The following is a 21,343-nucleotide window of genomic DNA, read 5'->3' as shown; positions in this document are numbered from 1 at the left end:
GTTATGGACGAAAAACGACTCACTCATTTGCGGCAATTGGAGGCGGAGAGTATCCATATCATCCGTGAAGTCGCCGCTGAATTCGCCAACCCGGTAATGCTGTATTCCATTGGCAAGGACTCTTCCGTGATGCTGCATTTGGCGCGCAAGGCGTTCTTCCCCGGCACGCTGCCGTTCCCGCTGCTGCACGTCGATACCGGCTGGAAGTTCCGTGAAATGTACGAATTCCGCGATCGCACTGCGAAGGAGTACGGCTTTGAGCTGCTGGTGCATAAAAACCCGGAAGGGGTGGCGATGGGCATCAACCCGTTCGTGCACGGCAGCGCCAAGCATACCGACATCATGAAGACCGAGGGCCTGAAACAGGCGTTGAACAAGTACGGTTTTGACGCCGCCTTCGGCGGTGCGCGGCGCGATGAGGAGAAATCACGCGCCAAAGAGCGCATCTACTCGTTCCGCGATCGCTTCCACCGCTGGGATCCGAAAAATCAGCGGCCGGAGCTGTGGCACAACTACAACGGCCAGATCAACAAAGGGGAGAGCATCCGCGTCTTCCCGCTGTCGAACTGGACCGAGCTGGATATCTGGCAGTACATCTTCCTGGAGAAGATCGACATCGTGCCGCTGTACCTGGCGAAACCGCGCCCGGTGGTGGAGCGCGACGGCATGCTGATGATGGTGGACGACGATCGCATCGATCTGCAGCCGGGTGAAGTGATCAGCCAGCGCATGGTGCGTTTCCGCACTCTGGGGTGCTGGCCGCTGACCGGCGCGGTGGATTCGCAGGCGCAAACCCTGCCGGAGATCATCGAAGAGATGCTGGTCTCCACCACCAGCGAACGCCAGGGGCGGATGATCGATCGCGATCAGTCCGGCTCGATGGAGCTGAAAAAGCGTCAAGGGTATTTCTAAGGAGCCGCCGGATGAACAACGCAATTGCACAACAAATCGCTGACCAGGGCGGCGTCGAGTCCTATCTGCACGCGCAGCAGCACAAGAGCCTGCTGCGCTTTCTGACCTGCGGCAGCGTCGACGACGGCAAAAGCACCCTGATCGGCCGCCTGCTGCACGATACCCGCCAGATCTACGAGGATCAGCTGTCAACGCTGCACAGCGACAGCAAACGCATCGGTACTCAGGGCGAAAAGCTCGATCTGGCGCTGCTGGTGGACGGCCTGCAGGCCGAGCGCGAGCAGGGCATCACCATCGACGTGGCCTATCGCTATTTCTCGACCGAAAAACGTAAATTTATCATCGCCGATACCCCGGGGCACGAGCAGTACACCCGCAACATGGCCACCGGCGCCTCGACCTGCGATCTGGCGATCCTGTTGATCGACGCGCGCAAAGGGGTGTTGGATCAGACTCGCCGCCACAGCTTTATCGCGACCCTGCTGGGCATTCGTCATCTGGTGGTTGCGGTAAACAAAATGGATCTGGTGGACTATCAGGAAGCGGTGTTCGAGCAGTTCAAACAGGATTACCTGACCTTCGCCCAGCAGCTGCCTGGCGATCTGGACATCAAGTTCGTGCCGCTGTCGGCGCTTGACGGCGACAACGTGGCGAGCGAAAGCGCCCATATGCCGTGGTACAGCGGCCCGACGCTGCTGGAAGTGCTGGAGAGCGTCGACGTGATCAGCGAGCGAGAAAACCAGCCGCTGCGCTTCCCGGTGCAGTACGTCAACCGCCCGAACCTCGATTTCCGCGGCTATGCCGGCACGCTGTCCGCCGGCGTAGTGCGGGTGGGGCAACGCATCAAAGTGCTGCCTTCCGGCGTGGAGTCCAGCGTGGCGCGTATCGTGACCTTCGACGGCGATCTGCAAGAAGCGGTGCCGGGCGAGGCGATTACGCTGGTGCTGAAAGATGAAGTGGACATCAGCCGCGGCGATTTGCTGGTCGACGCCGGCGAAAGTCTGCAGGCGGCGCAGAGCGCGCGGGTGGACGTGGTATGGATGGCCGAGCAGCCGCTGGTGCCGGGCCAGAGCTACGACATCAAGATCGCCGGCAAAAAGACCCGCGCCCGCGTGGAGAGCATTCGCCATCAGGTGGAGATAAACACGCTGGCGCAACACCCGGCCGACACATTGCCGCTCAACGGCATCGGGTTGGTGGAGCTGACCTTCGACGAACCGCTGGTGCTGGACAGCTATCAGAGCAATCACGACACCGGCGGGCTGATCTTCATCGATCGCATGAGCAACGTGACGGTTGGCGCCGGTCTGGTGCGTGAAACGCTGCAGGATGCCTCGGTGGCGCGCGGCGAATTCAGCGCCTTCGAGCTGGAGCTGAATGCGCTGGTGCGCAAGCACTTCCCGCATTGGGGCGCACGCGATCTGCTCGGTGGCCGATAAGGTGGCCGCTGAACTGAGGGCGACCGGGCCGGACGATGAGAACGTGGTTTGGCATCCGCATGCGGTGACGCGTGCGGATCGCGAAGCGCGCAACGGCCACCGCGGCGCGGTGCTGTGGTTTACCGGGCTGTCCGGCTCGGGCAAATCCACCGTCGCCGGCGCGCTGGAGCAGGCGCTGCATGGGCTTGGCGTCAGCACCTATCTGCTGGACGGCGATAACGTGCGCCACGGTCTGTGCCGCGATCTCGGTTTTTCCGACGAGGATCGGCGCGAGAACATCCGCCGGGTGGGGGAAGTGGCCAAGCTGATGGTGGATGCCGGGCTGGTGGTGCTGACCGCATTCATTTCGCCGCACCGCGCCGAGCGGCAAATGGTGCGCGAGATGCTCGGCGACGATCGCTTTATCGAGGTGTTCGTCGACACGCCGTTGGCGATCTGCGAGGCGCGCGATCCGAAAGGGTTGTATAAAAAAGCGCGTGCCGGCGAGCTGCGCAATTTCACCGGTATCGACGCGGTTTATGAGGCGCCGCAGCAGCCGGAAATCCACCTCGACGGCCAACAATTGGTAACAAATTTGATTGCGCAATTGTTAGACGTGTTGCGTGGTCAGGCTATTATCAAACCCTGAATTCAAAAAAAGCGTGTGGCGTTTTTCGCCATGCGCTTTTTACTCTAAGCCGCCGCAGAGCGAGCCGAATAACCAGGGATCACTATGCAAAATGTCACGCCTATCTTGATCGACTCCAAGCAGTCAAAACAGGAGAGAGAGGAGCCTTCTTATTCTTTCCTGGGCGGCGTCAGCGGCTTTGTTTTCTACTGGCTGGCGTTCGCGTTGCCGTTTCTGGTTTACGGTTCCAACACGCTGTTTTTCCTGCTCTATACCTGGCCGTTCTTCCTGGCGCTGATGCCGCTGTCGGTGCTGATCGGCATCACCCTCAGCATGCTGTTGCGCGGCCGTCTGATCCTGACGCTGCTGCTGACCGGCGCGATCGTGCTGTGCCTGTTCTGGCTGGTGTTCAGCTTTCTGACCGGGTGGTGAGAGAGCGGGCACCGATGCCGGCGCCCGAAGGATTGCAAAGCCGTGTCGAAGGTTACAAAACTTTGCTCAGAAACGCCTGAGTGCGCGGATTGGCCGGCTGGCTGAAGATCTGCTGCGGCGCACCATCCTCCTGAATGATCCCCTGATCGATAAACAGCACCCGGTCGGCCACCTCGCGGGCAAAGCCCATCTCATGCGTCACCACCACCATGGTCATGCCCTCGTGGGCCAGTGATTTCATCACCGCCAACACTTCGCCCACCAGCTCAGGATCGAGCGCGGAGGTCGGCTCGTCGAACAGCATGATCTTCGGCTCCATCGCCAGCGCGCGGGCGATCGCTACCCGCTGCTGCTGGCCGCCGGACAGGCTGTTGGGGTAGGCGTCGATCTTGTCGAGCAGGCCGACCTTGAGCAGCAGCTGTTCTGCTTGCGCGATGGCTTCGGCGCGCGGCTGTTTCTTCACGCTCATTGGCGCCATGATGATATTTTCCAACACCGTCATGTGCGGGAACAGATTGAAACGCTGGAACACCATGCCCACGCTTTCCCGCATCTTATTCAGGTCGGTTTTTTGATCGTGGACGGCGAAACCGTTGACCTCGATCTCGCCGCCGGAGAGCGTTTCCAGCGCATTGATGCAGCGCAGGAAGGTGCTTTTGCCCGAGCCGGAAGGGCCGATGACGCACACCACTTCGTTGGCGGCGATCTGGCAAGAAATGCCGCGCAGCACGTGGCTTTCGCCGAACTGTTTTTGCAGGTTATGTACGCGAATCACTTTTACCGAACCTCTTTTCCATATGCTGCACCAGCAGCGAGAGCAGGAAGGTGATGACCCAATAGACCAGCGAAATGGTCAGATAGGGCTCCCAGTAGGTGGCGTAGGCGCCGGAGACGGTACGGGCGGCATAGGCCAGATCCGCCAGGCCGATGGCGGAGGCCAGCGACGAATCCTTGACGATGGCGATGGCGTTGTTGCCCAGCGGTGGCAGCATGCGGCGGAAGGCCTGCGGCAGGATCACCTGGCGCATGGTCTTGCCAAAGCTCATGCCCAGCGAGCGTGAGGCTTCCATCTGGCCACGGTCGATAGACTGGATCCCGGCGCGGAAGATTTCCGACACATAGGCACCGGCGTTGAGTGTGATCGCCACCACGCAGGAGAGAAAGGCGCCGTAGTCGGCGCGCAGCGCGCGAGCGAAATCGACGCTCATCAGACCGCTGGTGACCAGCAGGCCGTCGCGCGGATTGATGAACAACGGCACCAGCGCGAAGTGCACCACCATGATCTGCACGAACAGTGGCGTGCCGCGAAAGGCGCTGATGTAGATGCGTACCGGCCACTGAACGCCGTAATGCAGGATGGGTTTCCAGATGCCGTGCGGCGCCTGCGCCAAACGGCCCAGCCCGAGGATCAAGCCCCAGGTGGTGCCCAGCAGCACGCAGATAATGGTGCATTTGATGGTCATCCAGGCGCCTTCCATAAACAGCGGCGCGTATTCCTGGATGATCTCCCAGCGGAAGTTCAAGGGGTATTCCTTCTTGGTAGGCTGAACGGTGGTGCGCCGGCGGCCTGGTGGGCGCCGGCGACAGGGGATTATTCCGCCGGCAGCGTCGGTACGTTGCTGTCGAACCAGGTTTGGTAGATCTTGGCGTAGGTGCCGTCGGCGACGATTTTCTTCAGGCCGGCGTTGATCTTGTTGCGCAGCTCATCGTTGCCTTTGGCGACGGCGATGCCGAAATACTGGCGCTCGAACTTGGCGTCGGGCACCAGCTTGAAGGCTTTCTCAGGGTGGGTCTTGATATAGAACTTGGCCACGCCGACGTCGCCGACCGCCGCGCCGATGCCGTCTTCATACAGCTCCTGCAGCATCAGCGGGGTATTGTCGAAGCGCTTGATGGCGGTGCTGTTCTTGCCCAGCACGTCGGACACCACGATGTCGCCGGTGCTGGAGTTCACCACGCCGACCTTCAGCGCTTTCAGCGCGGCGATGGAGTCCACCTTCGAGTCTTGCGGCACCACGATGGCCTGCTCAGCCGGGAAGTAAGGCGCAGAGAAATCAACCATCTGCTTGCGCTTATCGGTGATGGTAATGCCGGAAATGATGATATCGCGATCGCCGGAGTTCAGCGTGGCGAAGATCCCTTCCCACGGCGTATTGATCAGTTTGATTTGGAAGCCTTCGGCCTTGGCCACTGCCTTGATGATGTCGATGTCGAAGCCTTCCAGCTGCTTTTGGCTGTTTTCAAATTCGAATGGCCGATAGGTGCCGCCGGAGCCGACGACGTAGGTTGGTTCAGCCGCCAACGCAGCGATGGAGAAGGTGGCGGCCAGGCAGGCGCCGATCAGAACTAAACGTTTTAACATCGCGATCCCCGATAATGAATGGTTATATATTGGAATTATTTATGCAATATGAGTGCATAAAAATAAGCCTCAATGAATGAAAGTGCAACCGCTGTATGACGATTATTCTCTCTATGGTGTTAAATATTCACTTTTTGCTTTGCTGTGGCGTAAGCGATGTGTCAGGAAGCGGTGATGCAGTGATTCTTGCTGCATAATGGAGGTAGGATAGAGTGTGTCTCATTGGAAAACGCGGCGCGTGCGCCGAACCAAAGGGGCGTTTTTTGCCGCTTTCGCAGTGGAATTAGGCGATAAACACGGGAACCCTTCATCCGTATTCTGAATTTGGCGTTGAAATGCCGCTCTCAGTGTGGAGTCCAACGAGAAGTTGTGGGATGATTGGTCGGTTTTTCAGGGGGCGGAGATGGGAAAACTTACGCTGCTATTGCTGGCATTGCTCGGTTGGTTACAGTATTCACTGTGGCTGGGCAAAAATGGTATTCACGATTACGTGCGGGTCAATGAAGACGTTGCGGTCCAGCAGGGCAACAACGCCAAGTTGAAAGCGCGTAACGATCAGCTGTTTGCCGAAATCGATGATTTGAACGGCGGACAGGAAGCGATCGAAGAGCGTGCGCGTAATGAGCTGGGCATGATCAAGCCCGGTGAGACTTTCTATCGTCTGGTTCCTGACCAATCCAGGCGCAACGCGGCGTCTTCTTCGCAAAACAACGCACAAAAATAACGCATGAATCACTCCGCAGGTACCTTTCCCTCGGTGATTGCCGTCCTGCCCGCTGCCGGTATCGGCAGCCGCATGCAGGCGGAATGCCCGAAGCAATATTTAACCATCGGCCGGCACAGCATCGTCGAACACGCTATCCATGCCCTGTTGCGCCACCCGCGCATTGAACGGGTGATCGTGGCGATCGGCCCGGAAGATCGTCAGTTCGAACGGCTGCCCATCGCTCAGGATCCGCGGGTGACCGTCACCGAGGGCGGCAAACAGCGCGCCGATTCGGTGATGGCCGGGTTGAAACTGGCGGGTGATGCGGACTGGGTGTTGGTGCACGACGCCGCGCGCCCCTGCCTGCACGCCGACGATCTCGAGCGCCTGCTGGCGATCACCGCACACAGCAAGGTGGGCGGCATTCTCGCCGCGCCGGTGCGCGACACCATGAAGCGCGCCGAACCCGGCCGCGACACCATCGCCCACACCGTTGAACGGCAGGATCTGTGGCATGCGCTGACGCCGCAGCTGTTTCCGCTGCCGCTGCTCAAGCAGTGCCTGCAGCGCGCGCTGGATGAAGGCGCGAACGTCACCGACGAAGCCTCGGCGCTGGAACATTGCGGCTATCATCCGCAGCTGATCGCCGGCCGGGCGGACAACATTAAAGTAACGCGGCCGGAGGATTTGGCGCTGGCGGCGTTCTATTTGACCCAGTTAGACAATTAAGGAGCGCATCATGCGTATCGGTCACGGTTTTGATGTACATAAATTCGGCGGCGAAGGCCCGTTGGTGATCGGCGGTGTTCGCATCCCTTACGACAAAGGCTTGCTGGCCCACTCCGACGGTGACGTCGCGCTGCATGCCGCCACCGACGCCCTGCTGGGGGCGGCGGCGCTGGGCGATATCGGCAAACTGTTCCCCGATACCGATCCGGCCTTCAAAGGCGCCGACAGCCGCGAGCTGCTGCGCGAAGCCTGGAAACGCATCCGCGCCAAAGGTTACCGCCTCGGTAACCTCGATATCACCATCATCGCTCAGGCGCCGAAAATGGCGCCGCACATCCCGCAGATGCGCGTCTTCCTGGCGGAAGACCTGCAGTGCCATATGGATGACGTCAACGTGAAGGCCACCACCACCGAACAGCTCGGTTTCACCGGGCGCGGCGAGGGCATCGCCTGCGAAGCGGTCGCCTTGCTGATCAAGGAATAACCGCATGGATATGGCGAATCTGACCTGGCTGCATGGCCGGCCGCAGAGTTCCGGGGTGTTGAAAGCCAATCCGGAAGATTTTGTGGTGGTCGAAGATCTGGGCTTTGCGCCGGACGGTGAAGGTGAGCACGTGCTGGTAAATATCCGTAAAAACGGCTGCAATACCCAGTTCGTGGCCGACTATCTGGCGCGCTTCGCCGGTATTCACGCCCGTTCTGTCAGCTATGCCGGTTTGAAGGATCGCCACGCGGTGACCGAACAGTGGTTCTGCCTGCATATGCCGGGTAAGGACACGCCGGATTTCTCCCGATTTACGCTGGAAGGCTGCGAGGTGCTCTCGTTCGCCCGCCACCTGCGCAAAATGCGCATCGGCAATCTGAAGGGCAACCACTTTACGCTGGTGCTGCGCCAGATTTCCGATCGGCAGGACGTGGAACGTCGCCTGCAGGCCATCGCCGCGCAGGGCGTGCCAAACTATTTCGGCAGCCAACGCTTCGGCCGCGGCGGCAACAACCTGGTGATGGCGTGCCGCTGGGCGAACGACGAAATTCGTGTCAAAGAGCGCAGTAAGCGCAGCTTCTACCTGTCCGCCAGCCGCAGCGCGCTGTTCAATCTGATCGCGAGCCAACGCCTGGCTGACGGGCTGCAGCGCACCGTGCTGGAAGGGGATGCCCTGCAGCTGAGTGGGCGCGGCAGCTGGTTCGTCGCCAAAGCCGATGAGCTGGAGACGCTTCAACAGCGTTTGGATGCCGGTGAACTGGTTGTCACCGCGGCATTGCCGGGCGACGGCGAACCGGGCACTGTCGGCGACGCGTTGGCGTTTGAACAACGATGCCTGGCGGAGCAGCCGGAATTGATTACGCTTTTAAAGCGCGAGCGTGTTGAACCCGCTCGTCGGGCCCTGCTGTTGCAGCCGCAAAATTTGCAGTGGAACTGGTGGGATGACGTTACCGTGGAACTGCGCTTCTGGCTGCCGGCGGGCAGCTTTGCTACCAGCGTGGTTCGCGAGATCATGCAGCAGGATAACAGTGATGCGGATATTGCTGAGTAACGATGACGGCGTCAGCGCCCCGGGCATTCAGGTGCTGGCGGCGGCGCTGCGGGAATTCGCCGAAGTGCAGGTCGTGGCGCCGGATCGTAACCGCAGCGGCTCTTCCAATGCTTTAACGCTGGAGTCGCCGTTGCGCACGCAGACGCTGGCCAACGGGGATATTGCGGTGTTGCAAGGGACGCCGACCGACTGCGTTTACCTTGGCGTCAACGCATTGATGCGCCCGGCACCCGATATCGTGGTATCCGGCATTAACGCCGGGCCGAATTTGGGCGATGACGTTATCTATTCCGGCACCGTCGCGGCGGCGATGGAGGGCCGGCACCTGGGGTTGCCTGCCTTGGCGGTGTCGCTGAACGGCCACCGGCACTACGCGACCGCCGCCGCCATTACCTGCCGCATCCTGCGCGCGCTGCAGCGCGAACCGCTACGTACCGGAAAAATTCTGAATATTAACGTGCCGGATCTGCCGCTGGCTGAGATCAAAGGCCTGCGCGTTACCCGCTGCGGCAGCCGCCATCCCGCCGACAAGGTCTTCTGCCAGCAGGATCCGCGCGGACAAAATATCTACTGGATCGGGCCGCCTGGTGATAAATTTGATGCCGGGCCGGATACCGACTTTGCGGCGGTGGAACAAGGCTATGTGGCGATAACGCCGCTGCAGGTGGATTTAACCGCCTACGCGGCGCAAGAAGTCGTGAAAACATGGTTAACCAAGGCAGAGGTTAGCGGGGAATGGTGAATAAGCGCATGCAAACATTGCTGACGCAGCTGCGGCAGCAGGGGATCCGAGACGAAAAGCTGCTGCGGGCGATCGAAGCGGTGCCGCGCGAGCGTTTTGTCGATGAAGCGCTGGATCATAAGGCCTACGAAAACACCGCATTGCCGATCGGTTCCGGTCAGACCATTTCCCAGCCTTATATGGTGGCGCGGATGACCGAGCTGCTGAATCTGAAACCTACCTCAAGGGTGCTGGAGATCGGTACTGGTTCCGGTTATCAAACCGCTATCCTGGCGCACCTGGTGCAACACGTTTGTTCCGTCGAACGCATCAAGGGGCTGCAGTGGCAGGCCAAGCGCCGCCTGAAACAGCTCGATCTTCACAATGTTTCCACCCGCCATGGCGACGGCTGGCTGGGTTGGGCGTCGCGCGGCCCGTTCGATGCGATCATCGTCACTGCCGCGCCGCCGGAGATCCCGCAGGCACTGGTGGAGCAGCTGGACGACGGCGGCATTTTGGTGTTGCCGGTGGGCGAGCAGGCCCAAACCCTCAAACGCATTCAGCGTCATGGCAACGATTTCGTTGTCGATGCGGTAGAGGCGGTGCGCTTTGTGCCGTTGGTGAAAGGCGAATTGGCCTAGCGATTGTCTGAATTTTCGACCGTCTGCAAAATCTGTTGCACTTTCATCATGGCCGGATAAGGTTTTCTCGTTCCAATCAGGCTAATTTTCACTAGAATTGGCCTTTCTACGTAGTTGTCTTATGGTGCGGCAACGCCAATGTGGTTAGCATTGGCGCGCGTTTTGATGCTCCGGCGCGAGATGACCTGGCGTTCAGGGATCGGCCGGCGGCGCCTTTACATCGCAGAAACTGGGAAGTGGCAAAAGCTCGGCTACGATGTAAAGGGTATTTTGGATATATCACTGATATTGCTGTCATGGGGGAAGCATGAGCACGGGAAGCCCAATGATTACGTTACGCCGGGTAGCGGTGTGTACGATGGTAAGTTTGTGGTTGGCGGGTTGTACGAATACGGCCTCGACGTCGGCTCCTATCAGCAGCGTGGGGGGCGGCGGTGCCGCTCCATCCGGCAATAATAATGGCGGAGTGCAGCAGGCCAGCCCAGAGGGCCGCATTGTCTATAACCGCAGTTATAACGCCATCCCTAAAGGGAGCTACAGCGGCGGCGAAACTTATACGGTCAAGCGCGGCGACACGCTGTTTTATATCGCCTGGATCACCGGCAATGATTTCCGCGATCTGGCGCAGCGCAACAATATTCCCGAGCCATACAGCCTGAATGTTGGCCAAACCATTCAGCTTGGTAATGGTTCTGCCAACGGCGGCGGCGGCATGTTGGCGACGACAGATGCGACCAAAGGCGGTGTTCCGAAGCCACCTTCCAGCTCCCAGATCCAGACGGCAACGGTTGATTCTCAATCAACTAACGCGTATTCTGAAAACTCGGGTAAACAGAATGTAGGTAAGATGTTACCTGCAGCAGGTGCCGCAGCGGTTGGGACCGCGACTGCGCCTGTTACCGCGCCGGAAGCCGCTCCACCTGTGAGCAGCACCGTCAGCAACAGCGCTCCGGTCAGTACCTGGAGATGGCCGACTGACGGTAAGGTTATTGATAACTTTTCCTCATCAGAAGGTGGGAATAAGGGTGTCGATATCGCCGGTTCCCGTGGGCAGCCTATCTTCGCTACCGCCGATGGCCGCGTAGTGTATGCAGGCAACGCTTTACGGGGTTACGGTAATCTAATCATCATCAAACATAATGATGATTACCTGAGCGCCTACGCTCATAACGACACAATGCTGGTCCGGGAACAACAAGAAGTGAAGGCGGGTCAAAAAATAGCCACCATGGGTAGCACCGGTACCAGTTCAGTACGTTTGCATTTTGAAATTCGTTACAAGGGGAAATCCGTAAACCCGCTGCGTTATCTTCCGCAGCGATAGATTGGGCAGAATACGCTGAGATTCTGCTCGCGGTATCACGGGTAGGAGCAGCATATGAGCCAAAATACGCTGAAAGTTAACGAGTTACATGATGATGCGGATTTCGACGAGAATGGAGCTGAGGCCGAGTCGTTTGATGAAAAAGCGCTGGTAGAAGAAGAGACCAGCGAGAACGATTTAGCGGAAGAAGAGCTGTTGTTTCAAGGCGTTACGCAACGCGTATTGGATGCGACGCAGCTCTATCTGGGTGAGATCGGTTATTCACCTCTGCTGACCGCAGAGGAAGAAGTCTATTTTGCGCGGCGTGCTCTGCGCGGTGATGTGCCGTCCCGCCGCCGCATGATTGAAAGCAACCTGCGGCTGGTGGTGAAAATCGCCCGCCGCTACAGCAACCGCGGTCTGGCGCTGCTGGATCTGATCGAAGAGGGTAACCTCGGTCTGATTCGCGCAGTGGAAAAATTCGACCCGGAACGCGGCTTCCGCTTCTCCACTTATGCAACCTGGTGGATCCGTCAGACGATTGAACGGGCGATCATGAACCAAACCCGTACCATTCGTTTGCCTATCCATATCGTCAAAGAACTGAATGTCTATCTGCGCACCGCGCGCGAGCTTTCCCACAAGCTGGATCATGAACCGAGCGCTGAAGAAATTGCCGAGCAACTCGACAAGCCGGTGGATGACGTCAGCCGCATGCTGCGCCTGAATGAGCGCATCACCTCGGTGGATACGCCGCTGGGCGGGGATTCGGAGAAAGCGCTGCTGGACATTCTGGCCGACGAGAAGGACAACGGGCCTGAAGACACCACGCAAGATGACGATATGAAGCAAAGCATCGTCAAATGGTTGTTCGAACTGAACGCCAAACAGCGTGAAGTGTTGGCGCGTCGTTTCGGCCTGCTGGGCTATGAAGCGGCGACGCTGGAAGACGTAGGCCGGGAGATTGGCCTGACGCGCGAGCGCGTCCGTCAGATTCAGGTAGAAGGTCTGCGCCGTCTGCGTGAGATTTTGCAGATGCAGGGCCTGAGCATTGAGGCGCTGTTCCGCGAATAACACCGGTTGTTGAACCGCATCAAATAAAAACGGTGAGCATGATGCTCACCGTTTTTTTATGCCCGCGTTTGGCGCCAGACTACACCATATTTTTCAGCCGGTAGATCCATTCCAGCGCCTGTCGCGGCGACAGGGAATCCGGATCAAGCGCCTCCAGGGCTTCTACCGCCGGCGAGGTCTCTTCCTGCAGCAGCGTCATCTGGGTGGCATCGACGCTGCCCGATGCGGTGTGGCTGGAAATAGACTCCAGCTCGCGCAGTTTCTGACGGGCGCGTTTGATGACGTCGCGCGGCACGCCGGCCAGTGCGGCGACCGCCAGGCCATAGCTTTTGCTGGCGGCACCGTCTTGTACGCTGTGCATGAAGGCGATGGTGTCGCCGTGTTCAAGCGCATCCAGATGCACGTTGACCACGCCTTCCATCTTCTCCGGCAGGGTCGTCAGCTCGAAGTAGTGGGTGGCGAACAGCGTCATCGCCTTGATGCGGTTGGCCAGGTTCTCGGCGCAGGCCCAGGCCAGCGACAGGCCGTCGTAGGTGGAGGTGCCGCGGCCGATTTCATCCATCAACACCAGGCTGTGCTCGGTGGCGTTGTGCAGAATGTTGGCGGTTTCGGTCATCTCCACCATGAAGGTGGAGCGGCCGGAAGCCAGATCGTCCGCCGCGCCGACGCGGGTGAAGATGCGATCCACCGGGCCGATGGTGGCCTTGGTGGCCGGCACGTAGCTGCCGATGTGCGCCATCAGCACGATCAGCGCCGTTTGCCGCATATAGGTGCTTTTACCGCCCATGTTCGGACCGGTTATGATCAACATGCGGCGCTGCGGCGACAGGGTGAGCGGGTTGGAGATAAACGGCTCGCTCAGCACCTGCTCCACCACCGGATGGCGGCCTTCGGTAATGCGGATCCCCGGCTGCTCGCTCATGGTCGGGCAAGCGTAGTTCAGGGTATCGGCGCGCTCGGCCAGGTTGGCCAGCACGTCCAGCTCGGCCAGCGCGGCGGCGCTTTGTTGCAGTTCCGCCAGGTGCGGCAGCAGCAGATCGAACAGCTCGTCGTACAGGCTTTTCTCGATCGCCAGCGCCTTACCCTTGGAGGTGAGCACTTTGTCTTCGTACTCTTTCAGTTCCGGGATGATGTAGCGCTCGGCATTTTTCAGCGTCTGACGGCGTACATAGTGGATCGGCACCAGGTGGCTTTGACCGCGGCTGACCTGAATGTAATAGCCGTGTACGCCGTTGAAGCCGACCTTGAGCGTATCCAGACCCAGCTTTTCACGCTCGCGAATCTCCAGCCGATCGAGGTAGTCGCTGGCGCCGTCGGCCAGTGCCCGCCACTCATCCAGTTCGCTGTTGTAACCGGGGGCGATCACGCCGCCGTCGCGCACCAGCACCGGTGGTGATTCAATGACCGCGCGTTCCAGCAGCTCGCGCAGTTCGTCAAACTGGCCCACCTGCGACAGCAGCTGCTGCACGTGCGGCGTTTTCACATCCTGCAGCAGCGCGCGGATGTCCGGCAGTTGCTGGAAAGCATGGCGCATGCGCGCCAGATCGCGCGGCCGGGCGGTGCGCAGCGCCAAACGCGCCAAAATACGTTCCTGATCGCCTACCTGACGCAGCGAAGGCTGCAGATCCGCGAACAGTTCCTGCAATGCGCCGATCGCCTGTTGGCGGGCGGTCAGCACCTTGATGTCGCGGGTCGGCATGTGCAGCCAGCGTTTCAGCATGCGGCTGCCCATCGGCGTGACCGTACGGTCGAGGATCGCCGCCAGCGTGTTGTCGCTGCCGCCAGACAGGCTCTGCGTCAGCTCCAGGTTGCGGCGGGTGGCGGCATCCATGATGATGCCGTCCTGCTGGCGTTCCATGGTGATGCCGCGAATGTGCGGCAGCGAAGTGCGTTGGGTATCTTTGACGTACTGCAGCAGACAGCCGGCGGCGCGTAGCGCCTGGTGCGCCTGTTCGACGCCGAAGCCGGTCAAGTCGCGGGTGCCGAACTGCAGGTTGAGCTGTTGGCGTGCGGTCTCAAGCTCGAATTCCCACAGCGGGCGGCGGCGCAGGCCGTGGCGCTGTTCGATCAGCGCCATGTGTTCGAAGGTTTCCGGATAGAGCAGCTCGGCCGGATTGGTGCGCTGCAGCTCGGCGGCCATGGTTTCCAGATCCTGCGGCTCGGCGACGCGGAAGCGGCCGGAGCTGACGTCCAGCGTGGCGTAGCCGAAGCCGCGCGCGTCCTGCCAGATCGCCGCCAGCAGGTTGTCCTGGCGTTCTTGCAGCAGCGCTTCGTCGGTGATGGTGCCGGGGGTGACGATACGCACCACTTTGCGTTCGACCGGCCCTTTGCTGGTGGCCGGATCGCCGATCTGCTCGCAGATGGCGACGGACTCGCCGAGCTGCACCAGCTTGGCCAGGTAGTTCTCCACTGCGTGGTGTGGCACGCCGGCCATTGGGATCGGTTCGCCCGCCGAGGCGCCGCGTTTGGTCAGCGAGATATCCAGCAGTTGGGAAGCGCGCTTGGCGTCGTCGTAAAATAGCTCGTAGAAGTCGCCCATGCGGTAGAACAGCAGGATTTCAGGATGCTGGGCCTTGAGGCGCAGGTACTGCTGCATCATCGGCGTGTGCGAATCGAGTTTATCGGTGCTATTCATGCGATTATTTTTCCAATCCATTGAATGTAAAGGTCACTGTGATTTTCATTGTCGTCATTCGCTATCACATTGTTTCAGCAGGCGTCGCCCCATTCAGCGCTTGGCGGGCGGCGCAAATCAAGTCATCAAAACGCCAAACGGCGTGTTCAAACCCAAGGTTTGCACAGACGCTTATACTAGCCCAGCGGGCAATCGGCTGTCACAGGTAAAAATGGGAAGCGCTGCGCAAGGCCGGTTTGCAACGAAGCGAGATTGTCGTTCGCCTGCGGGCAACAACGCAAGTGTCGCCGCCCGCTGAGGCGGCGTAGAGGTTATTGCGCGGCGGTGAGAGGCAAGGGCAGTTGATAGATGCGGAAGCTGTCGGGCACTTCGGTTTCATGGCCGGGCAGCAGGCGGTGGCGGATGCGCGACTCGCTGACGAAGGCGCAGCCTTGTGGGGTGATAGTCAGGTTGACCGGCGACTCCATGCCTTCGCGCAAGACCTCAATCCGATGCATGCCGGTCGCTTTTGGCAACGCGATCCGCAGGATCCGCCCTTGGCCGCTCTGGATCCCGTTCTCCAGCACGATCAATGCGCCGTCCGGCGCCAATCCCATCCCGTCCGGGTTTTCAATCAGACGCGGCAGCTGCATTTCCGCCAGCTGCGGCTTTGGATCGTGATAGCTGAGAGTGTAAAGCTTACCGGTGCCGAAATTGGCGACAGCCATCAGCCGATCGTCGAGCAGCACGATCCCGGCGGCGCCCAACCCGCTGGGGGCCGCCAACCGCGCATCCTGAAACAGCGTACTGAATGCCGCTTCGCCCGGCCGCAGGCGCAGGATGCCGCCGCCTCGGGTTTCTGTCACGTACACCGTACCGTGTGTGCCGAGCACTATATCGTTGCCCATTTCCCCCGTCGGCAGCGCCAAGCTGCGGTTGAGCGTGCCATCGGCGACGTTCAGCGCATAGATGCGGTTGGCGCGCGATTTGGCGCCGGAAAGGAAGTCCGGCGAATTGCCCCACAGCAACCCGCGCCGTTCGTCCAGCCGCAGCGCGTTTGAGGCGAACACAGTGTCAGCGCCAGGGAAAAAGGTTTCCCACGCTTTACCCGGCCGCTTGCGCAGCACGTTGCCGCTGGTGATCAGGCCGACATACAGCGTGCCGTCCGCCGCGCGGGCGATGCCGTTGGGATAAAGCGCGCCGGGCGGCAGCGTCATGCTGCTTTCGGCGCAGTGGGTATTGGCGGCGGCCTGCGCCGGAGTGGTCAGGGGGAGTGCGGCGGCGAGAGTGAACAACGCTGCTCGCGCGGTAAGCACATATGACATGTCTTCTCTCCTGGAATGACGGAAAAGGGGCTACCAGCGATCGGGGCGGGCAGCGTGCGCCATCGGCGCCTCCAGCGCGGCCACGTCTTGCGGCGATAAGCTGAGATTAAGCGCCGCCAGCGCATCCTGCAGATGGTGCGGCTTGGACATGCCCACCAGCGGCGACGCCACGCCGGGTTTGGCCAGCAGCCAGGCCAGCGCGATCTGCGCCGGTGGAACGCCGCGCGTGGCCGCCACCTCCGCTACCGCCGCGACGGTGCGTTCCACTTCGTTTCTGCCGCCGTACCAACGGGGCGCCTGTTCGTCGGTGGCGGCGCGCAGCGTGCCGGCGTTGCCGGAACCGGCCAGCACGCCGCGGGCCAGCGGCGACCAGGGCGTCAGGCTGAGTCCCTCCTCCAGACACAGCGGGATCAGCTCCTCTTCATCTTCACGCGTCACCAGGTTGTATTGGCTTTGCAGCGAAATAAACGGCGCCAGGCGGTGCTGACGTTGAAAGGCCAGCATTTTCATCAGGCGCCAGGCGTGCAGCGAGGAGGCGCCGAGGTAGCGGATCTTGCCCGCCCGCACCAGGCCGTCGAGGGTATCGGCGGTTTCTTCGATCGGCGTTTCGGTGTCGAAGCGGTGCAGCACAAACAGATCGAGGTAATCCGTCCCCAACCGCTGCAAAGAGGCGTCGACGCTGTGCAGCAGGTGCTTGCGCGACAGCCCTCGGCTGTTCGGCTGCGCGTCCATCGGAAAGTAGGCCTTGGTGGCGATCACCACGTCTTCGCGGAGGGCGAACGCCTTCAGGGCGCGGCCGAGAATGCGCTCGCTTTCTCCGCCGGAGTAAATGTTGGCGGTATCGAAAAAATTGATGCCCGCTTCCAGCGCTTCGCGGATAAAGGGGCGCGCTTCATCTTCCTTCAGCACCCAGGGGCGCCAGGCCGGATCGCCATAGGTCATGCAGCCCAGGCAGAGGCGGGACACCTTCAGGCCGCTGTCGCCAAGCCGAACGTAGTTCATGGCCTCGTCTCCTCAGCGCATGCCGGCGATGGTGTAACCGCCGTCCACCAGCAGGCTTTGGCCGGTGATGAAGCGGGCCTCGTCCGTCGCCAACCACAACGCCACATCGCCGATGTCTTCCGATTCGCCCAGGCGGCCGGCGGGCGTATGGGCGATAAAGGGTGCGAACGCCGCGCTGTCGGCCACGCTGCCGCGCGCCATCGGCGTGTCGATGATGCCGGGGTTGATGTTGTTGACGCGGATGCCCTGGCCGCTGTATTCGAGCGCCACCGCGCGGATCATCGCATCGAGCGCGCCCTTGCTGGCGGAGTAGCTGGATGAGCCGGCCAGCGCGCCGTGGGTCAGCCAAGAGGAGGTGTTGATGATCACGCCGCCCGAGCGCTGAGCCAGGAAGGTTTCAATCTCATATTTCATCGCCAGCCAGACGCCCCTGAGGTTAATGGCGATAACCCGGTCAAAATCCTCGCTGGTCTGCTCGGTGATGGGGGCGAAGTTGCCGATGATGCCGGCGTTGTTGAAGGCGACGTCGAGCCGGCCGTAATGGGCGGTCACCGTGGCGATCAGTTGGCGGATATCGCCTTCCTGAGAGACGTCGGCCACGATGGGCAGGGCGTCGCCGCCGGCCAGCGCGATGTCGCGCGCCGTGGCTTCGATTTCCGCCGCGCGTCGGCCGGCCAGCGCGACTTTGGCGCCTTCGCGGGCATAGGCCAGCGCGGCGGCGCGGCCGATGCCGGTGCCGCCGCCGCTCACCAGTACAACTTTGTCCGCCAGACGGCGCGGCGTTTCATGAGTTGGAGCTGTAGCATTAATCATCGTATCGATACCTGGTAATGGGGTCGATCGCAATGCTATGTTGTTAGATGACGGATAACTATCCGCTAAAAATTCATCTCACTATTAGATAATTTATATCAATAGCATGAAAAAACCTGAACTGTCCGGCCTGGCGGCCTTCGTGGCTATCGCCAGTGAACGCAGCTTCCGCCGCGCCGCCGCCCGGTTGGGCGTGACGCCGCCGACGCTGACCCACACCCTGCGCGAATTGGAAGCGCAGGTGGGCATTCGCCTGCTAAACCGCACCACCCGCAACGTCTCGCCGACGGAGGCCGGTGAGCATCTGCTGGCACAGCTGGTGCCCGCTTTTACCGGCATCGACGCCGCGCTGGAGAGCCTGAATGTGTTTCGCGAAGGGCCGCGCGGCCTGGTGCGCATCAACGCGCCGCGTTCGGCCATCGATCTTGCCATCGTGCCGCATCTGGAGCGGTTGGCCTGCGAGTACCCCGGCATTACGCTGGAAGTGGTGGCGGACGAGGGGTTTGCCAACATTGTCGAACAGGGCTTTGACGCCGGTATTAGGCTCGGCGAGGATCTGCACAACGATATGCGCGCGGTGCGTCTGACGCCGGATCTGCGTTTCGCCATCGTCGCCACGCCGGACTATTTTCAACGGTACGGCGAACCGACGCATCCGCAGGATTTGTTGCAGCACCGCTGCATCGGTTGGCGCAAGGCCTCTTCGGGCGAGCGCTACAAATGGTCATTTCAGCAGGGCGAGCAGCGGTTTTCCGTGGCGGTTAACAGCCCGTTGATACTCGATGACGGCAGGATGATGGTGCAGGCGGCGCTGGCGCACGTCGGCATCGCTTTCGCCATCGAACAAGAGGTAGAAGAACACCTGGCGAGCGGGCGGCTGCGGCGGGTGTTGGCCGACTGGTGCGCGCCGTTTACCGGTTTTTACCTCTATTACCCCAACCGCAGGAATCATTCCGTGGCGCTGAGCACGGTGATCGAGTTGCTGCGTCTGCCCACCTAATCCTCTTCACCGGCTATCGCGTTCGGATGGCTGTAGGTGAATCAAGCTTGAACTATTTTTATTCCCTTTTCGTTTGTTCAGGCGCAAATAAACCCTTAAATTCTCGGTGAGTTTGTAACTTGCTGTTTATAATTGTTATTTGAATATTTATTACGAATATTCCGAGTTTTTATCGGTTATTTGAGAGCCCGGTCACACTATTTTTTTGTGCGAAATGTGAAGGGGGTCAATCCGTCAGGTCAATGAGAGACGGTTATGTCTCCTCCTGGCTTACCGATCCGTTTTTCATGCTCCGTATACTGTCCGTAACCAGGGCAACGTGACGGAAATTTTCATAAGGAATGTGCGTGAAGCAATCGTGATTGCATCTGGCATACAAATAACACGGGGTTTTTTTGATTATCTGAGGTGCTTGGTATGGAAAAGAAAAAATCTATCTGTTTTGTTCTGCCGGTATGTCCACTTCCCTGTTGGTATCAAAAATGAAGGCGCAGGCCGAGAAATATGAAGTGCCGGTGATCATCGCCGCCTATCCGGAAGCGCTGGCTGCGGAGAAAGGCGTTGAGGCGGATCTGATCCTGCTGGGGCCGCAGATCGCCTACACCTTGCCGGAAGTGCAAAAACAGCTGCCCAATAAACCCGTTGAGGTTATCGATCCGCTGCTGTACGGCAAGGTCGATGGGCTGGGCGTGCTGAAGGCCGCGGTGGCCGCTATCAAGAAAGCCAATCAATAACAGGAGGCCGCCGTGAATACCCTCATTGCCTCGCTCGAGAAGGTTATCCTGCCTTTCGCCGTAAAAATCGGTAAGCAGCCCCACGTCAACGCCATCAAGAATGGCTTTATCCGCCTGATGCCGCTGACCTTGACCGGGGCGATGTTCGTGTTGATCAACAACGTGTTCCTGAGCTTCGGCGAAGGATCGTTCTTCTATTCGCTGGGCGTAAGATTGGATGCCTCTACCATCGAGACGCTAAATAGTCTGAAGAGCATCGGCGGCAGCGTTTACAACGGCACGCTGGGGATCATGTCCCTGATGACGCCGTTCTTTATCAGCATGGCGTTGGCGGAAGAGCGAAAGGTCGATCCGCTCGCTTCGGCGCTGCTGGCGGTGGCGGCCTTTATGACCGTCACACCGTTCAATGTCGGCGAGGCCTATGCGGTGGGAGCCAACTGGTTGGGCGGCGCCAACATCATTTCCGGTATGGTGATTGGGCTGGTGGTGGCCGAGATGTTTGCCTTCATCGTGCGGCGCAACTGGGTGATTAGCCTGCCGGACAGCGTGCCGGCTTCGGTGTCGCGTTCCTTCTCGGCGCTGATCCCCGGTTTCATCATCCTCTCCATCATGGGGCTGGTGGCGTTCGCGCTGGCGCACTGGGGCACCAACTTCCACCAGATCATCATGGACGGCATTTCGGCGCCGCTGGCCAAGATGGGCAGCGTGGTGGGCTGGGTGTACGTACTGTTCTCCTCGCTGCTGTGGTTCTTTGGGGTGCACGGTTCCATGGCGCTGGCGGCCCTGGACAGCGGCATCATGACGCCTTTCGCGCTGGAAAACGTGGAGCTGTACAACAAATACGGTTCGGTTGAAGCGGCGGTGGCCGCCGGAAAAGAGTTCCACATGTGGGCGAAACCGTTCGTCGACTCCTACATCTACCTCGGCGGCACCGGCTCGACGCTGGGCTTGATCATCGCCATCTTCATCGCCTCGCGCCGCGAAGATTACCGCCAGGTCGCCAAACTGGCGACGCCATCCGGCATCTTCCAGATCAACGAACCGATACTGTTCGGCCTGCCGGTGATCATGAACCCGGTGATGTTCATTCCGTTCATCCTGGTGCAGCCGGTGCTGACCATTATCACCTCCCTGGCCTACTACTCCGGGCTGATCCCGCCGATCACCAACATCGCGCCCTGGACCATGCCGGTCGGCCTGGGGGCGTTCTTTAACACCAACGGCAGCATCATGGCCATGTTGCTGAGCCTGTTCAACCTGGCGGTCGCCACCGTGATCTATCTGCCTTTCGTGGCGATCTCCAACAAGGCGCAGAGCCAGATCGACGCGGCGACGGAAAGCGAAGAAGACATCGCCAAGGCGCTGAAATTCTAACTGTGGAACGGGGCGGTGTG

The 21,343-nt window shown here is 60.1% G+C and carries 22 protein-coding genes; 15 read left to right on the top strand and 7 right to left on the bottom strand.

The features are described 5' to 3' along the window. The first annotated feature begins 3 nt into the window (after window positions 1-3). The 4 genes from cysD to L085_RS00280 all read left to right on the top strand — a co-directional run bounded on the left by cysD (window position 4) and on the right by L085_RS00280 (window position 3,390). Window positions 4-912, top strand: a complete 909-nt coding sequence (gene cysD / locus L085_RS00295) for a sulfate adenylyltransferase subunit CysD (RefSeq protein ID WP_004932620.1) — start codon at window positions 4-6, stop codon at window positions 910-912. 11 nt (window positions 913-923) lie between these two features. Further along, the gene (gene cysN / locus L085_RS00290) at window positions 924-2,351 is read left to right on the top strand and encodes a sulfate adenylyltransferase subunit CysN (protein WP_044029662.1); all 1,428 of its coding nucleotides are present in this window, start codon (window positions 924-926) and stop codon (window positions 2,349-2,351) included. Beyond that, window positions 2,290-2,979, top strand: coding sequence for an adenylyl-sulfate kinase (gene cysC, locus L085_RS00285; RefSeq protein ID WP_015376685.1), 690 nt, complete (start codon window positions 2,290-2,292; stop codon window positions 2,977-2,979). Before cysN ends, cysC begins: the two co-directional genes overlap by 62 nt. A gap of 84 nt (window positions 2,980-3,063) precedes the next feature. Beyond that, window positions 3,064-3,390 (top strand): DUF3561 family protein, encoded by a 327-nt coding sequence (locus L085_RS00280; RefSeq protein ID WP_004932611.1) that lies wholly within the window; start codon window positions 3,064-3,066, stop codon window positions 3,388-3,390. 52 nt (window positions 3,391-3,442) lie between these two features. Here the strand turns inward: L085_RS00280 and L085_RS00275 are convergent, their stop codons facing one another. From L085_RS00275 to L085_RS00265, 3 genes are all read right to left on the bottom strand, one after another. After that, complete coding sequence (locus L085_RS00275) at window positions 3,443-4,165, bottom strand: amino acid ABC transporter ATP-binding protein (protein ID WP_044029661.1); 723 nt, start codon at window positions 4,163-4,165, stop codon at window positions 3,443-3,445. After that, complete coding sequence (locus L085_RS00270; RefSeq protein WP_049870701.1) at window positions 4,149-4,868, bottom strand: amino acid ABC transporter permease; 720 nt, start codon at window positions 4,866-4,868, stop codon at window positions 4,149-4,151. The genes L085_RS00275 and L085_RS00270 overlap by 17 nt, the downstream gene beginning before the upstream one ends. Before the next feature lie 113 nt (window positions 4,869-4,981). Further along, window positions 4,982-5,752: a basic amino acid ABC transporter substrate-binding protein gene (locus L085_RS00265; RefSeq protein ID WP_044029659.1), complete on the bottom strand. Its 771-nt coding sequence runs from the start codon at window positions 5,750-5,752 to the stop codon at window positions 4,982-4,984. A 403-nt stretch (window positions 5,753-6,155) separates the two neighbouring features. Here L085_RS00265 and ftsB point away from each other — a divergent pair, with 403 nt between their 5' ends. The 8 genes from ftsB (at window position 6,156) to rpoS (ending at window position 12,461) form a co-directional block, all read left to right on the top strand. After that, window positions 6,156-6,476, top strand: coding sequence for a cell division protein FtsB (ftsB, locus tag L085_RS00260; RefSeq protein ID WP_016929043.1), 321 nt, complete (start codon window positions 6,156-6,158; stop codon window positions 6,474-6,476). A 3-nt stretch (window positions 6,477-6,479) separates the two neighbouring features. Next, window positions 6,480-7,187: a 2-C-methyl-D-erythritol 4-phosphate cytidylyltransferase gene (ispD, locus tag L085_RS00255; RefSeq protein ID WP_015376689.1), complete on the top strand. Its 708-nt coding sequence runs from the start codon at window positions 6,480-6,482 to the stop codon at window positions 7,185-7,187. 10 nt (window positions 7,188-7,197) lie between these two features. Continuing rightward, the gene (gene ispF / locus L085_RS00250; RefSeq protein ID WP_004932594.1) at window positions 7,198-7,671 is read left to right on the top strand and encodes a 2-C-methyl-D-erythritol 2,4-cyclodiphosphate synthase; all 474 of its coding nucleotides are present in this window, start codon (window positions 7,198-7,200) and stop codon (window positions 7,669-7,671) included. Between the two features lie 4 nt (window positions 7,672-7,675). Continuing rightward, a complete protein-coding gene (truD, locus tag L085_RS00245; RefSeq protein ID WP_044029656.1) occupies window positions 7,676-8,722 on the top strand; it encodes a tRNA pseudouridine(13) synthase TruD in 1,047 nt (348 codons plus the stop codon). Further along, complete coding sequence (gene surE, locus L085_RS00240; protein ID WP_033631815.1) at window positions 8,703-9,464, top strand: 5'/3'-nucleotidase SurE; 762 nt, start codon at window positions 8,703-8,705, stop codon at window positions 9,462-9,464. The genes truD and surE overlap by 20 nt, the downstream gene beginning before the upstream one ends. After that, window positions 9,458-10,084, top strand: a complete 627-nt coding sequence (locus tag L085_RS00235) for a protein-L-isoaspartate(D-aspartate) O-methyltransferase (protein WP_044029655.1) — start codon at window positions 9,458-9,460, stop codon at window positions 10,082-10,084. Before surE ends, L085_RS00235 begins: the two co-directional genes overlap by 7 nt. 325 nt (window positions 10,085-10,409) lie before the next feature. Next, a complete protein-coding gene (nlpD, locus tag L085_RS00230) occupies window positions 10,410-11,408 on the top strand; it encodes a murein hydrolase activator NlpD (protein WP_015376692.1) in 999 nt (332 codons plus the stop codon). Between the two features lie 54 nt (window positions 11,409-11,462). Then, on the top strand, window positions 11,463-12,461 hold the full coding sequence (gene rpoS / locus L085_RS00225) for an RNA polymerase sigma factor RpoS (protein ID WP_044029654.1): 999 nt from the start codon (window positions 11,463-11,465) through the stop codon (window positions 12,459-12,461). A gap of 79 nt (window positions 12,462-12,540) precedes the next feature. Here the strand turns inward: rpoS and mutS are convergent, their stop codons facing one another. The 4 genes from mutS to L085_RS00205 form a co-directional block, all read right to left on the bottom strand. Continuing rightward, window positions 12,541-15,096, bottom strand: a complete 2,556-nt coding sequence (gene mutS, locus L085_RS00220) for a DNA mismatch repair protein MutS (RefSeq protein ID WP_004932577.1) — start codon at window positions 15,094-15,096, stop codon at window positions 12,541-12,543. A gap of 311 nt (window positions 15,097-15,407) precedes the next feature. Continuing rightward, on the bottom strand, window positions 15,408-16,400 hold the full coding sequence (locus tag L085_RS00215) for a hypothetical protein (protein WP_226988561.1): 993 nt from the start codon (window positions 16,398-16,400) through the stop codon (window positions 15,408-15,410). Window positions 16,401-16,430: 30 nt separating this feature from the next. Beyond that, complete coding sequence (locus L085_RS00210) at window positions 16,431-17,402, bottom strand: aldo/keto reductase (RefSeq protein WP_044029653.1); 972 nt, start codon at window positions 17,400-17,402, stop codon at window positions 16,431-16,433. A 12-nt stretch (window positions 17,403-17,414) separates the two neighbouring features. Further along, window positions 17,415-18,215: a glucose 1-dehydrogenase gene (locus L085_RS00205; RefSeq protein WP_015376694.1), complete on the bottom strand. Its 801-nt coding sequence runs from the start codon at window positions 18,213-18,215 to the stop codon at window positions 17,415-17,417. 106 nt (window positions 18,216-18,321) lie between these two features. Between L085_RS00205 and L085_RS00200 the strand changes: the two genes are divergently transcribed. The 3 genes from L085_RS00200 to chbC all read left to right on the top strand — a co-directional run bounded on the left by L085_RS00200 (window position 18,322) and on the right by chbC (window position 21,323). Next, on the top strand, window positions 18,322-19,215 hold the full coding sequence (locus tag L085_RS00200) for a LysR family transcriptional regulator (RefSeq protein WP_044029652.1): 894 nt from the start codon (window positions 18,322-18,324) through the stop codon (window positions 19,213-19,215). 455 nt (window positions 19,216-19,670) lie between these two features. Next, window positions 19,671-19,949, top strand: a complete 279-nt coding sequence (locus L085_RS00195; RefSeq protein WP_049870628.1) for a PTS sugar transporter subunit IIB — start codon at window positions 19,671-19,673, stop codon at window positions 19,947-19,949. A 12-nt stretch (window positions 19,950-19,961) separates the two neighbouring features. Then, window positions 19,962-21,323, top strand: coding sequence for a PTS N,N'-diacetylchitobiose transporter subunit IIC (gene chbC, locus L085_RS00190; protein WP_004932557.1), 1,362 nt, complete (start codon window positions 19,962-19,964; stop codon window positions 21,321-21,323). Window positions 21,324-21,343: the final 20 nt, after the last annotated feature.

The sequence above is a fragment of the Serratia sp. FS14 genome, from assembly GCF_000695995.1.
Taxonomy (GTDB): Bacteria; Pseudomonadota; Gammaproteobacteria; order Enterobacterales; family Enterobacteriaceae; genus Serratia; species Serratia nematodiphila.
This window is presented reverse-complemented; position numbering and strand designations above follow the sequence as displayed.